This window comes from Exiguobacterium sp. s43 (genome assembly GCF_018617255.1).
Taxonomy (GTDB): Bacteria; Bacillota; Bacilli; order Exiguobacteriales; family Exiguobacteriaceae; genus Exiguobacterium; species Exiguobacterium profundum.
Genome location: NZ_JACSJT010000001.1, coordinates 264,578 through 278,827, shown reverse-complemented (window position 1 = coordinate 278,827; position 14,250 = coordinate 264,578). Strand labels below are relative to the sequence as shown.

The 14,250-nt window shown below is 46.5% G+C and carries 14 protein-coding genes; 3 read left to right on the top strand and 11 right to left on the bottom strand.

Annotated features, from left to right (window positions below; genetic code table 11):
- Window positions 1–17: 17 nt before the first annotated feature.
- The 7 genes from KNO79_RS01560 to KNO79_RS01530 form a co-directional block, all read right to left on the bottom strand.
- The gene (locus tag KNO79_RS01560) at window positions 18–1,556 is read right to left on the bottom strand and encodes a maltose/glucose-specific PTS transporter subunit IIC (protein WP_214690438.1); all 1,539 of its coding nucleotides are present in this window, start codon (window positions 1,554–1,556) and stop codon (window positions 18–20) included.
- A gap of 116 nt (window positions 1,557–1,672) precedes the next feature.
- Entirely contained in the window at window positions 1,673–1,951 is a 279-nt protein-coding gene (locus KNO79_RS01555; protein WP_012727334.1) for a hypothetical protein, read from the bottom strand.
- Between the two features lie 58 nt (window positions 1,952–2,009).
- Complete coding sequence (locus KNO79_RS01550) at window positions 2,010–3,059, bottom strand: C45 family autoproteolytic acyltransferase/hydrolase (RefSeq protein WP_196431260.1); 1,050 nt, start codon at window positions 3,057–3,059, stop codon at window positions 2,010–2,012.
- Between the two features lie 63 nt (window positions 3,060–3,122).
- Window positions 3,123–4,859: a methyl-accepting chemotaxis protein gene (locus KNO79_RS01545; protein WP_214690437.1), complete on the bottom strand. Its 1,737-nt coding sequence runs from the start codon at window positions 4,857–4,859 to the stop codon at window positions 3,123–3,125.
- A 97-nt stretch (window positions 4,860–4,956) separates the two neighbouring features.
- Window positions 4,957–5,412 (bottom strand): hypothetical protein, encoded by a 456-nt coding sequence (locus tag KNO79_RS01540; RefSeq protein ID WP_074035755.1) that lies wholly within the window; start codon window positions 5,410–5,412, stop codon window positions 4,957–4,959.
- Window positions 5,413–5,423: 11 nt separating this feature from the next.
- On the bottom strand, window positions 5,424–5,846 hold the full coding sequence (fabZ, locus tag KNO79_RS01535) for a 3-hydroxyacyl-ACP dehydratase FabZ (RefSeq protein ID WP_031422282.1): 423 nt from the start codon (window positions 5,844–5,846) through the stop codon (window positions 5,424–5,426).
- 13 nt (window positions 5,847–5,859) lie between these two features.
- Window positions 5,860–6,120, bottom strand: a complete 261-nt coding sequence (locus KNO79_RS01530) for a DNA-directed RNA polymerase subunit beta (RefSeq protein WP_031422281.1) — start codon at window positions 6,118–6,120, stop codon at window positions 5,860–5,862.
- A 194-nt stretch (window positions 6,121–6,314) separates the two neighbouring features.
- Here KNO79_RS01530 and mscL point away from each other — a divergent pair, with 194 nt between their 5' ends.
- Window positions 6,315–6,695 (top strand): large conductance mechanosensitive channel protein MscL, encoded by a 381-nt coding sequence (gene mscL, locus KNO79_RS01525; protein WP_214690436.1) that lies wholly within the window; start codon window positions 6,315–6,317, stop codon window positions 6,693–6,695.
- 16 nt (window positions 6,696–6,711) lie between these two features.
- Here mscL and KNO79_RS01520 read toward each other — a convergent pair whose 3' ends face one another.
- The 4 genes from KNO79_RS01520 to KNO79_RS01505 all read right to left on the bottom strand — a co-directional run bounded on the left by KNO79_RS01520 (window position 6,712) and on the right by KNO79_RS01505 (window position 11,497).
- Window positions 6,712–7,815 (bottom strand): glycerate kinase family protein, encoded by a 1,104-nt coding sequence (locus KNO79_RS01520; RefSeq protein WP_214690435.1) that lies wholly within the window; start codon window positions 7,813–7,815, stop codon window positions 6,712–6,714.
- A 60-nt stretch (window positions 7,816–7,875) separates the two neighbouring features.
- Window positions 7,876–8,658: a flagellar hook-basal body protein gene (locus KNO79_RS01515; RefSeq protein ID WP_196431264.1), complete on the bottom strand. Its 783-nt coding sequence runs from the start codon at window positions 8,656–8,658 to the stop codon at window positions 7,876–7,878.
- 11 nt (window positions 8,659–8,669) lie between these two features.
- Entirely contained in the window at window positions 8,670–9,443 is a 774-nt protein-coding gene (locus KNO79_RS01510) for a flagellar hook-basal body protein (RefSeq protein WP_159562963.1), read from the bottom strand.
- Between the two features lie 98 nt (window positions 9,444–9,541).
- A complete protein-coding gene (locus tag KNO79_RS01505; protein ID WP_214690434.1) occupies window positions 9,542–11,497 on the bottom strand; it encodes a HAMP domain-containing sensor histidine kinase in 1,956 nt (651 codons plus the stop codon).
- Window positions 11,498–11,683: 186 nt separating this feature from the next.
- Between KNO79_RS01505 and KNO79_RS01500 the strand changes: the two genes are divergently transcribed.
- Both KNO79_RS01500 and KNO79_RS01495 read left to right on the top strand, forming a co-directional pair.
- On the top strand, window positions 11,684–13,465 hold the full coding sequence (locus tag KNO79_RS01500) for a sensor histidine kinase (protein ID WP_214690433.1): 1,782 nt from the start codon (window positions 11,684–11,686) through the stop codon (window positions 13,463–13,465).
- The gene (locus KNO79_RS01495; protein WP_159562966.1) at window positions 13,446–14,225 is read left to right on the top strand and encodes a response regulator; all 780 of its coding nucleotides are present in this window, start codon (window positions 13,446–13,448) and stop codon (window positions 14,223–14,225) included. The genes KNO79_RS01500 and KNO79_RS01495 overlap by 20 nt, the downstream gene beginning before the upstream one ends.
- The last annotated feature ends 25 nt before the right edge of the window (window positions 14,226–14,250 follow it).

Genomic DNA, 14,250 nt, shown 5'->3' with positions numbered 1-14,250 from the left:
TCCCTCCAACACATTCGTTATTCGCCCCGGCCTAACGCCTCTTGGACTTCATTCTTAATAATTGTAACAGAAGGACCGTAGATTACTTGAATTCCATTCCCTTTTTGAACCACCCCGTGAGCGCCCGTCTCTTTCAACAAGTCTTCACGGACATGTTGATTGTCGTTGACGGTGACGCGGAGGCGTGTCGCGCAGCAGTCGACCGTCTCAATATTGTCGTCGCCACCTAGTGCCGCAATGATGGCTGACGTACGATCCGACACCGCAACGTCTGCTGTTTTTACTGTCTCATCCGATCGTCCAGGTGTCATGAAATTGAACTTTGTGATGAGGAAACGGAACGTTACGTAGTAGAGCAAGAACCAGAAGGCACCGATGACCGGTACGAGCATCCAGTTCGTCTTGTCATTCCCTTGTAAGACCCCGAATAAGATAAAATCAATGAACCCACCAGAGAATGTTTGACCAATCGTAATCTCAAAGATGTGAGCCATCATAAAAGCAAGTCCATCAAAGATAGCATGTACTAGATAGAGGACCGGTGCGACAAACAAAAATGCGAATTCGAGTGGCTCTGTGATTCCCGTCAAGAATGAGGTGAGTGCTGCCGAGAACAAGAGCCCGAACACGATTTTCTTTTGCTCCGGCTTTGCACAGTGATACATGGCAAGCGCCGCACCGAGAAGACCAAACATCATCGTAATGAATCGACCCGACATAAATCGTGCTGTTCCTTCATAGAATTGTGTCGTGTTCGGGTCAGCCAACTGCGCGAAGAAAATCTTTTGTGTTCCTTCGATCAATGTTCCGTCAATGACCATCGAGCCCCCGAGCCCAGTGGTCCAAAACGGAATGTAGAAGATATGGTGCAATCCAAATGGTCCAAGCATCCGAAGGACGAACCCATAAATAAATGTTCCGATATATCCTGTTTTTTCAACGAGACCACCTAACGAGAAAATCCCGTTCTGCACCGTCGGCCAGATGAAGTAGAGCCCAATCCCTACACCAATCGCAACGAATGACGTGATGATTGGGACAAAACGTGATCCGCTGAAGAACCCGAGGAACTGTGGAAGCACTTGCTTGTTGTAGCGGTTATGCAAGAGCGCCGTGACAATCCCAATCAAGATCCCACCGAACACACCAGTTTCAAGCGTTTGAATTCCGAGCGCCATCCCTTGACCGGCACTCGCTAAGTTCGTTTCCATCAACTCTCCAGTAATCTGAAGCATTGCGTTGATGGTCGCATTCATAATCAAATACCCAAGCATCGCTGCCAATCCGGCCGTTCCTTTATCAGACTTCGCGAGTCCGACAGCGACACCGATGGCAAACAACACAGCCAAGTTCGCGAATACAATCGAACCGGCAGCCGCCATAATGGTGAATAGATGTTGCAACCAGTCGATGTCGAGGAACGGGTACGCTTGCACCGTATTCGGGTTAGACAAGGCGCCCCCAATTCCTAACAGTAGTCCAGCGGCCGGTAAGACAGCAATCGGCAACATGAACGATTTCCCGAATTGTTGCGCTCGTTCAAAGAGACGTGACATGAATAAATCCTCCTTAAAATCATTTTCACCTGAATCATAATATGAAAAATATTTTTATGCAAGCGTTTACGGTAAAAAAGATTTTAAAAAGAGTGACCTCGTTTGGTCACTCCAGATTACCCTCGACTTTTCCGCGTCAACGTCAATCCACCAAATCCACTGATGACAGCGATGTAAAATCCTAAATCATAGAACCAGCCGGTATTGTTCACTTCATACACACGATACGTATCATTGAATAATCCTAAAATGAGTGAGATCGGTGCAATCCATCCGTGCCAAATACCCCAGAAAAAACCTGCCGGATCCGTCGTGTACGTACCGTCACCCGGAACACAACCTCCGAGTAGTGTAACAAGTGTCAGCATGATGAGTATGATTCCAAATCGTTTCATCTTTCATCCCTCCTATAATGGGTATTCCCGTTTCTCCTAAAAAAAGCACTGACAAACGTCAGCGCCAAAGTTGAACCGTATTCGCAAACTCGATATCTGTCGCCAATTCACCGTCAAGTGCATGAAGATCGAAATCTTCCCCATCGAGCCATTTTTGGAAGTCGAAGATGACCGGATCACGGTCTCCACCGAGCGCAAACCAGGTCTCGAGCGTTTCAGGGAAATAAGCAGCCGTATGAATCGTTCCCGCCCAACTCTTGTACAATTCTGAAAAGACGCCCTTGTCGGTGTCGTTCATGAGACGGAATGCGCTCTCCGCATCTTGAATCAAGTGTTGCACGACTTTGATTTCCATCATGCGACGAGTCGAATCATCAAGATGATAGCGATTCTCGTGTTGGAGTAGTTCAAAATGGTTTGTACAGATATTCGATTCCCGTACTTGGATGTCTCGAGGCGTCGCCTCGATTACACGTGTTTTCGATGATTTGTCATGGACGACGTATGTGAATGACCCGCGATGCGGAATCTCTTTTAATAAATCGACTGCTTCTTCCACCGTCGCACATGTTTCTAGAATGATTCGTCCAATCATTTGACAGACAAACCCGTCCCCGGGTCGACGACGATTGATGAAATTGTAGCCCATGGCAAGTCCTTTTTCATTCATTCCGTCCATACGTCCGGTGACACGAGAGACCGGTCCGATGACCGCATACCCGTCATCCGGTTGAAAGACGTTGTATCGACCGTCATACGTCATCGGGTGATAATCGTAATTCCGAACGAGAAAGTTATCCCCCGTCAAAATCGAACAGCCGCTGATTGGATTGTTGACTCGAAAATGTCCGAAATGAAGTAACGTGTCATTGAGCGACAGCTTCAGCTCATCTTGTAACCCAATCAACTCTTCCCAAATCTTTGGAGCAAATTCATCGAAGGCAGCCTTTGCCTCAGTGGCATCAATCTCAAATCGCGGAACGCGTAGTTTCCACTGATCCGTCCGATTTTCGAGCAATTGACTGCGCTTAATATATTTTCCTTGAAATCGTCCGAAGTCATAATGACTTCCCCGAAACTGTGTCAGTTCACTAGAGAATTGTTGCATGAAAAAACCTCCCTTGCGCCCATTATAGCGGACGCACGAGAGGTCTGTCTGAAGTGAGACTGTTTATAACTTGAACTGTTGACTCATTCGTTGCATGTCCTCTGCCGTGCTCGACAAATCTTTTACGAGACGATTCATCGTCTCACTCGTCGCCGACATCTGTTCCGTCGAAGCAGCCACTTCCTCATTTCCGGCCGTACTTTCTTCTGAAATCGAAGCAATTTCAGACAGTCCATGTTGAATGTGGTCCTGGTTCGTCTTCACTCGATCGAGTTGGCCACGCATCGAACTCGTCAATTGTTGCATGTGACGAACGCTCTGTTCGATTTCAGTGAACGCACGCTTCGTTGATTCAAGTGTCGCTTTCCCTTCCTCTGCAGCCGTCATGCTCTCTGTAAAGGTTTGACCGAGCGCAATCGAGTTTTGTTTGACGCTTCCGACGATTTCCGAAATTTCACTGACAGACTCAGCGACACTATCCGAAAGTTTCCGAATCTCCGAGGCGACGACGGCAAACCCTTTTCCGTGTTCACCGGCCCGAGCCGCTTCAATCGCTGCATTGAGTGCAAGCAAGTTTGTCTGTTGTGAAATTTGACGAATCATCGTGACCAGTTCCGTCACCTCGTCCGCTTGTTGTTCAAAGTCGCGGACTTGTCCTTGTGATGTTTTCACTTGCGCATGAATGTGAGTCATTTGATTGACGGCACTCTCCATGTAACGTAGACCATCCATCGTCACCCGACTGACGACTTCCGCCTGCTCACTCACTTGTTCTCCGTCTGATGTCGTTTGCTCGACAAGTGTCGAAAATTCATTCATATGTCCGTAAAGACGCATCGTCAAGACACTTTGATTCTCAACACCGCTTGCGATTTCTTCCATCGTATAGGCAATTTGGCGAGAGGCATCATTTACCTCTTCTGAGATACCTGAAACGTTGCCACTCTCATCCCGTACCGTCTGTGCCGACGTTTGAATGCCGGAAATCAAATCTTTTAACATATGTGTCATCTTATCCATCGATACCGTCAGACGTTTGATTTCGTCATTAGATTTTAACTTAATACCTTCAACCGCAGTCGTCGCTGTCGCCAAATCACCTTCAGCAATGGATGTGGCCACACGTTCTAGCGCTTGAAGTGGACGCAATTTCCAGCCAAGATAACGCCAGATGATGATTCCCGAAACGACAAGGAGCACGAGTAAACCGATTAAGATTGGAACTAAACTCTCTTTTAAGACATCTCCTGTAATCGCGGAGACCTCAGTAGCAGCTTTATCAATTCCGAGTACCCCAACTACCTCGTTCCCTTGTTTAATCGGGACGAGCACCGTCACATACTTCCCGTACTCCGGATCATCGATGACATCGGTTGCGACGGTCTCACCTTGGAATGCGGGCGATGCTCCTTCATACGTCATCGCTGTAGTCGGAGACCCGATTTCTGCGGCATCCGCTTCGCTCAATCCGTCCACGATCATTCGAACTTCCTCACCCTCTGTGGCGATCGTGTATACATACATCGCTCCAATTTGCTGACGATATGCATCTAAATATTTACGAAACTGCTCATACTGCTCATTTTTTGACGGATTCGCTACGAAGGATGCATAGGCATCGACATCCAATGATTCACTAATCCGTTCACCATCTTCAATTAACGTCGCATGTAACGTACTGAGTACGGAATGCTTCGTACTGAAGTATTGCACTACTCCAAACAAAATGATGAGCAACGTGACGAAGACCAACATTGATGCTAGAATGCGCGTCTGTAACGACTCTGATTTCTGTTTCATCTCAAAATTCCTCCATTCTCTCCTTACTCTTTTTATCGGATAGAATAGACTTATCTCCACAAAAAAACAGGCGATTTTCGACAACATCGCCTGTTTCTTATTCACCATTTGTCGAATTAATGACTTCGAGTGGTATCGTGATTTCCGATTCACCTTCTTCAACGAGATGGAAGAGTGGAAGTGTCTCTGATACGAACAGATCCGGGTCTACGTCCGTCTGATACTCATACGTCCGAATATCCTCTTCACGCTCTGCAATCAGTTCACCAAACGGAATCGCAACGCGTTCGCCTTCGACCTCATAACTCATGACCGTCGTCGGATCAAGACGACGATTTTCGAGCATTCGAATCGTGAAGAGCATCGTCGTGTTATTCGTTCGCTCAAGAGAAACGGCGATTGCATCGGACTGTCCTGCACGTTTATCAATCATCGTTTCATCCACATTTTGTTCGTAAACGACGTTCTCTTCACTCGACTCTTCTGTCTGGAGCTGCTGACAACCCACAATCGTCATCAAGCCAACTAATAATACAATGACTAAAGCACGCATCCCATTTCTCCTTACTTCAAGGCGAAAGTGAGTTCTGCTTCACAAGCAACTTCTCCGTCGACCGTGGCCACGGCACGTCCTTTACCAATTGGTCCACGAATTTTCATGATTTCTACCTCGAGGCGAAGTTGATCACCCGGGACGACTTGGCGTTTGAAACGGCAGTTGTCAATCCCTGCAAAAAAGGCGAGCTTGCCTCGATTCGATTCGTCTTTCAACATTGCAAAAGCACCGACTTGTGCGAGTGCTTCAACAATCAAGACACCTGGCATGACATTATAGTCTGGGAAATGCCCGTTAAAGAACTCTTCATTCGCCGTGACATTTTTTAATCCAACAGCACGCTTCTTTTCCTCGACTTCGATAATTCGATCAATTAACAGAAACGGGTATCTGTGTGGGATTACTTCTTTGATTTGCTCAATTGTATACATCCATCCACCGCCTTTAAGAGGTTAGCCAAAAATCGGTGATATGGCGCCAGGTCTCGATGTCAAATACATCTTTCCAATCGCCTCCGCCAATGACGCTATATCCGATGACCGCTCCGAGGGCGAGCATCGCGATTGCCAACACTAAAACAACGAGCACGCGCAGTAAAATCGGGAATCGACGATGATTCGATAATCGCGATTGCTTTTTCTGCTTCGTCTCTTGTTCTGGTGAACCTTTTTGTTCTTCCGAACTCGTCTGTTCATCGTTCGCCACGTCCAACCATCCTTTCAGCTAAAATGATTATATCATATTAGTACCTGGTATTAAAATGCGTAAATTGCTACCTTTTTAGTGTACCCTATGCAGAAAAGTCGAACAAGCATCCTTCCCTGATAGAAGTCGAACGATTTATTTCTTTACCTTCAAATATGCTACGCTTAGACTATTCAACGTCAGGAGGTTTGTCTATGTGGAATGAATTTAAAAAATTCGCAATGCGGGGGAACGTCATCGACTTGGCGATTGCTGTCGTACTTGGTGCAGCGTTCACTGCAATCGTGAACTCACTCGTCAATGATATCTTTATGCCGCTTCTCGGAATCATTATTGGAGGAATCGATTTTTCTAGCTTAAAAGCACGTGTACTCGGAGTGGATGTGTTATATGGCAATTTTATTCAACAGATTGTGTCCTTCTTCTTGATCGCCATCGCCCTCTTCTTGATTGTCAAAGTCATCAATCGTTTACAGCGTGAAAAAGAAGTGGAGGAAGCTGCTATTCCGACCCCAACGAAAGAAGAGCAACTGTTGACAGAGATTCGTGATCTGCTAAAAAATCGTTCTTTATGAATGCGAAGGCGCCCGACTACTGTCGTGGCGCCTTTTCAATGATATGACGCACGCGTTGGACCGCATTCGTCAATAGTGGAGCTGCTTCCCAAATCGCTTCTTCTAACGTCATGATCCGAGACACGATCGGAAAAATGGCGACGATGCCGGACTCCATATGCGATGTGTAATCGGACTGTCCGGTGAAGACGAGGGTCGGGACCCCGCGCGTATGTGCAAGGCGCGCCAACCCATACGGTGCCTTTCCCTCAAAGCTTTGCGCGTCAAATTTACCCTCTCCTGTAATCAGCCAATCTGCTTTTTCTAACTGTTCTTCGAGCTTAGACCAACTGACCACTTCTTCGATGCCACTCACGTAGATTGCACCAAGCTGCAATAGCGCAAAGCCGATGCCGCCAGCCGCCCCTGCTCCAGGAAGTGCTCTTCTATCCACTTCAAAACAGTTCGCGTAGTGATCGAGGATCCGGTCATATCGCTTCACTACATCTGCCGCCAATCCTTTCTGGGGTCCGAACACATAGGCTGCTCCGCTTCCACCAATCAATGGGTTCTGTACATCGGAAGACATTCTCCATACGACCTCGCGCGCACGCGGATGAAGACCGGACCAATCAATTGATGCCACTTCTTCTAGTCGATGGGGAATGGTCGATAACACAGAGCCGTTCGCATCAAGAAAACGAACACCTAACGCTTCGAGCAATCCTTTCCCACCATCCATCGTTCCGCTCCCTCCGAGCCCGATGGTGATGATCTTCGCCCCACGCTCTAGCGCTTGAACGATCTGTTGACCGACTCCGACTGAACTGTAGCGCCACGGATCGACATGAGCGAGGAGTGTCAATCCTGCTGTTTCCGCCACTTCGATTACCGCGTGCCTCGTTGACGGCTCGAAACCAAAACGTGCAACGCGCTGTATTCCATCCAAGCACACGACATTTTCTTCTATAATGGTTCCTTCTGCATGTGTCGCAATCCAAGCATCCAAAAAACCTTCTCCTCCGTCAGAGATCGGTATGATGGTGACCTCATGCCCTTCAAGCGCACGAAGGACCGCTTGATTTGCTTCCATACTCGAAAGTGAGCCTTTGAATGAATCCATCGCGACTACAATCCGCATTGATGCTTCTCCCCCTTTGTCTATAAAAAAACCGCTTCTCGGCTCGAGAAGCGGTATGCGTTATGGACGTAACGCCGTGACAAGCCCCATCATCTGATCGCTCATCGACATCGCCCGTGAGTTCATTTGATATGCTCGTTGTGTGATTGTCATATCAGTCATCTCTTTCGTCAAATCAACGTTCGATGACTCGAGTGTCCCTTCAATCAATAGATTTCCGAGTGGACGATCGACTTCGGTCTCCAAATCCGCTTCGAACACGTTATCACCGAGCGGACGTAATTCCGACGTATTGCGGACTTCTACGATGTCGAGACGTCCGAATTCTTGTTCAACGCCATTCACACTCGCAACGACCACACCGTCTTGACGAATGCGCTGATTCGTCGCATCGTTCGGCATCGTGATTGGATTACCGTCATCTCCAAGAAGCGGATTCCCGTTCACATCAACGAGCGTCGTCTCGTCACCGACTGACAATTGCATGTTTCCACTTCGAGTCACCCCGACACCGTTCGGCGTGTCCACGACAAAAAATTGACGGCTCGCCTTTAAAAAGACGTCCAATCCACGATCTGTCGTACGTACTTGTCCGATATTGAACTGCTGTGTAATATCGGCGACATGTCCCCCGACTCCAATCCGAATCCCGTTCGGTGTGTCTCGACCGACTTCGAATTCAGGACGCGGTTGGTTGTTATACGCCTGCGACAATAGCGAAGCAAAATGCCCCTGTTGACGCTTAAAGCCGACCGTATCGACGTTTGCGATATTGTGACCTGTCACATCTAATTGACGCTGAAGTTGAGACAGAGAGTTGACCGAGTTATAAATGGACTGCATGGTGTTCCTCCTTAACGAATACGAGCGATTTCGATTGCCCGCTCGGCACTTTTATCATACGCTTGGACGACCTTTTGATTCGCCTCAAACTGACGATACGTCATCATCAAGTCTGCCATCGTCTGGTCGAGGTTGACGTTCGCTTCTTCAATAAATCCTTGTAGTACTTCGACCTGGGCCGGCGCCGGGGCATCACCCGTCACACGCCAGTCATTGCCGACTTGTTCAAGAGTCGTCAAGTCATCGATTTGGTAGGCACCAAGAGTCGCCACGTTTTGTCCAAGCGATGTGATGACGCCATCTTTCCCAACTTGAAACTCGCTCGATGGTAATTGGATTCGTTCCCCTTCATCAGAAAGGATATATCCGCCGTCCGCAGAACGAAGGAAGAGCGTCTCATCGATCGAGAAGCGTCCATTTGTCGTATATAACGTCTCGCCGCCTTGTTCGACTGCAAACATCGGGGCTCCCGCAAAATCAGTAGGTGCCTTTAAATACAGGTCGGTCGGGCTACCGGATTCTGTGATACTCCCAGCTGAGAATCGGGGCATTGTTTCTTGAAGATAGACGCCCATTGATAGGGTACCTACTTCTCCCTTCACGCGCGATTTCGCGTTATCCGGATTGCTGACTTGTGCAAGAAGCATCTCCGGAAACGAACGTACCACGCCATCAGACGCTTTGAAGCCTGGTGTTCTCACATTACCAAGGTTGTTGCTCAAAATCTCTTGTTGGCGCTGCAGGGCATTCATCGCTCCCGCTGCTGTATATAATCCGCGTAGCATAATCGTCTTCCTTTCATCCTATAACATGATTCACTCTCTATATCGTACCAAACGAGCGTGACATTCACCGTTTTTTCAAAAAAAGTTCATCCCATAAATTAGGATGAACTCTCTTCATTGACATGGTCGACCATCGGTAACTCGACAATCATCGTCGTTCCTTCTCCTAGTTGAGATTGAACAGAGATGGTACCACCGTGCAGTTGAACGATTTCTTTACAGATTGCTAAACCTAATCCGGTTCCACCAATCTGTTTACTTTCTTCCGATGCCGAACGATAAAATTTATCAAAGATTCGTGCTGCATCTTCTTCCGAAAGTCCTAACCCTTCATCCGTGATCCTGATTTGAATCGTGTCATCTTCACACGTGACATCGACTGTCACATTCCCACCTCTTGGAGAATACTTGATGGCATTGTTCAAGATGTTCGAGAAGACTTGACGTAATTGGGCCGGATCTCCCGCGACGAATAGCGATTCATCACAATCAAAGTGGAAGAAATGATGCTCTGTCGACCCTGCGTGGATTTCGAGGAGATCTGATAATAAATCGTATAGACTCTCTACTTTAAAGTCAGGTACGCTCATACCCGCCTCCATTTTTTGAACATCTAGCAAGTCACTCACGAGTCGTTCGAGCCGCTTTGTCTCACTCGCAATCATGTCTAAATAGCGCTCTCGCTTCGTGTTTTCCAATTGACGACTTTTGAGCAGTTCTGAAAAACCGAGAATCGAGGTAAGGGGCGTCCGAAGCTCATGGGATACTGTCGCCACAAGTTCTGTCTTCAAGCGATTGACTTCTGTTTCCTGGGTAATATCTCGTGAGACGAAGATGACACCCACACGTTCATTTTGAAGATCAATCGGTTCGGCGTACATGCGAATCGTTTTCTGACCCTCTTGCATCGTATAGGTGAACGTTTCGTCGAACATGCCTTCTTCTTTAGCACGCTTCGTGAAACCGTTCAGTCCCTCTTGATCATCAATCTGGTTCATGAACATCGGATAGTACATCGCAATTGGGTATAGACTGCCCCGTTCTGTTGATGGAATCGGATGTTCATATAAGTCAAAGAGCGCACTGTTACCAAAGCGTTCATTCGTTTTGAGTTCCGTATAGACGATAGAATCGCGCATCGTGTGCAAAATTCGAGCGGTCTTCTCACGTTCGAGATCGACTTGATCTTGTTGGCTCCTAAGTGAGGTCGCCATCTCATTAAACGCTTTCGACAACTGTCCGACTTCGTTTTGCAGTGGTTTAATCGGGATGAGTGTCGCGCTCGGGTTGCTCGCGAGACGCTCACTGTTTACCATCAGCGTCTGCAGTTGATTGGTCAACCTTAAAATATATGGCTGCAACCCGACAAACAATATGAACAATGCCCCGAGTAGAATCAAAAGCCACATCCATTGGGCTTTCACTAACTGTTTTGACAGCGCATCTCGCAATTCACTTTCTTGAAAATCAAGATTTTGTCGATAGTCGGTAAAGACCGACTCCATATCGACGATGCTTGCACTCATATCGGCAGCACTACTTGAGTTCAATTTAAATCGCGTCTGAGTCGACGTTTCATTTTTCGGCATGAATTGCCCTACGGTGCGCATCTGCAGGAAGGATTCATCAATTTCTCCTGCCTGCTTCGCAATCACATACTGCTCAAGTGCCGGCATGACGCGTGTTGTATAAATGGAGAAGAGAAGTCTCGCATCCTCTGCGAACTGTACTTCTTCCGCGTTTCTTGCCTGTTCTTCGAACCAGGTCGTTTGCTCGTCGATGTTCGTTTGAGCCGTTCTTACTTCTTCTAATAGCGCACGTTCTCCTAACAGGACGTGCCCTCGTAATTCATATTGCATCGATTGCCACGTTTCAAACAGGTCTGTCGCCCGTGCACGTTGCTCACTGATTCGTTCTAATTTTACGGTCGTCTCTTGAATCGATTGCTGTGTATAAAAATAGGTCCCAATCGATGTGAGCGTCACTAAGGCAATCAATATATAGAAAATCGTCATAACTTGTCGACTAATGCGTTGTTCAATCCAACGTTTCATGGAATGCCTTCTTCCTTCACTCTTAGAATGCCTCACTTCGTACGGTGAATGACTTTTTCTGTTCAAACAAAAAAAGTTCGGGTACGATGATGAGACGGAGAGTCACTTCAAAAATTCATTCACCTATTAGAAAGAATAACGGAATGACCTCACAAGAAACTCACAAAGATTGAAGGGAATGTGTTCATGACGCGTAATCGAATGACGTTTATCCTCATCCTTGTGATGTTGGTTGGCGTCAGTCTCACTTTATTGATTCGACATCAGTCAATCAATCCGATCGTCACCGTTAACAAGGGCGAAGCTTCTCTTCTCTCTTCTACTGTCGACGAAGAGATTTTGCGACTAGACGGCTCATGGCGCTATGAGTCAGGGATTGTCACCCAAGTTGATCGCCGCTCCTATCGAACCATTCCGTTTACAACCCCTTATCGTGAATCTACCTATGAACTCGATATCGCGTTGCCAACCGGTACGTATGCCTTGCTCATTCCAAAGTCCCTATCCTCCTCTACGATTTTGATAGATGGGAAAATGGTTGAAACGATACAAATTGGAAACAATCGTCTCGTCGAGCAGCCGTCTCTGCTCTTGCTCGATGATGAGACAAAACAATTCCGACTGACGATTCAACATGAACGACAGGCAGGTAATTTCGCACCCATCGAAGAAAGTATATTAGTCGGACCGTTACATGCCATCATGACCACTCAAAACGCTTATGCCGGCTACGAATTTTTCATGTTGCTCATTTCACTTTTGATTGCCATGTTCTATGCCATCGTCTATCTCTTTCACCGAAATGAACGGTTGTATGGTTTCGGAACAGCTTTCTTTTTTTTGACGAGTTTTTCAATCATGTCCCGAGACGGCATGTGGATCTCGGGTAGTGATAAGTTGACGTTAAGTTTAGCCTTACTGAGTATCATCATGTTAATCGAGTTTTCGCGATGTTTGGAACGTGTGTCATTTGACCGGTTTTTGGCCATTTCGAGATATCCACTATATGGATTGACTGTACTATCCATCTTCCTGCCCTCTTCCGTTTACGAAGTGTATGAATACTTTGTATGGATGATCGTTTTATTTATCACGTTCTTCTGGGTCGGATTGAATATTGGATGGCTTCTTGAAAAGTACAAGACAGGCAATCCGCTCGAGTTATTAACTTTCACACTCGCCCAACTCGTCGGATATATCGGAATCATGACGTCGACGTTCATCGTCTCGCCCAATCAGCAGCTGTACGCCAATACGTTTACCATCATCTATTTCCTATTGATGTTTTTGCTTCTACCGATTCACCTGTCTACCGACAAAGGGAAAAAACAACAAGTTGAAGCGTTGGCCTCTCAGCACGAGATGTCCTTCTTTAACGCTCAAATCAAACCTCACTTCCTTTACAATACGTTTGGAAATGTGATTGCACTCTGTTACACGTCTCCACCCGATGCGGCTCGTCTACTCAGTCACTTGAGCACTTACGTCCGCTTCATTTTTGAAAATGGTCGAACCGAAAACGAGATATCGATTCGCCAAGAAGTCGATATGATCGACTCGTATCTCGCCATTGAACAGACGCGATTCCGTGATTCGTTCTACGTCGAGAAAGAAATTGATGAATCTCTTCTCGACTGTTCGATTCCACCTTTATTAATTCAACCACTCGTTGAAAATGCCGTGCGACATGGTCTCTATCGACACCCAGGACAAAAGCGATTGACACTTACTATCCAGGAACGAAACGGAATGATTGAGATTTATGTTCAAGATACAGGGAGTGGTTTTGATCCAAACGTATCAAACAAAACATCTGGGATTGGGATTTGCAATATTAAAAGTCGAATCGAACACCTTCATGGTGCAACGTTTGACTTAGCCTCCACTTTGAAAAAAGGCACCACCATTCACCTGCGTTTACCAAAACAGGAAAGGACGAATCATTTAGATGCGTACGATTTTAATTGAAGATGAACATCATATTTTAGGGATGATGGAGCGGATTGTAAAAGAGGAGCCGTCTCTTGAGTGGATTGGTTCATTCCAAAGTCCGGTTCAAGCTCTCACTTTTATTCAAGAGCACCCGGTAGACCTTGTCTTTTTAGATATCGAGATGCCTGAAATGACGGGGCTCGAATTGGCGACCTATTTGCCGGAACGGACACAAGTCGTCTTCACGACCGCCCATCAACAGTATGCCGTTGAAGCGTTCAATTTGCATGCCACGCATTACTTGTTGAAGCCCATCACAGAGCAGATGATTCATAACGTCATTCCGCGCATCATCCAGCGCTATGAGGCGATTCAACAAAAGAATCTCAATCAATCTTGTCGCATACAATTTCTAGATCGTTTTTCGGTACGAACACAAGATGGAAATCTTGTGAAGTGGCCAACACAAAAAACAGAGGAGTTATTTGCCTACTTAGTTTTTCATCGTAAGCAGGTCATTAATAAGTGGGTGCTTGCCGAAACCCTTTACCCGGACATCGATGAACCACAACGCGCCTTACACAACGTATACAACACGATTTATCGATTGAAAAAGACGTTAGCTGAACATGAACTCGATATAACTGTTAATACAATAAATAATGGCTATTCTATTGAACTTGGTGATTCCTGTGCCTGTGATTATTACGATTGGCTTGATGCACCAAATCCTTCAATTTCTAAAACAGACTTAAAAAATCGTTTATTTGTTGATAAAGACTATACATGGCATTGAAAAAAGACATCTCACACTTAAAGTG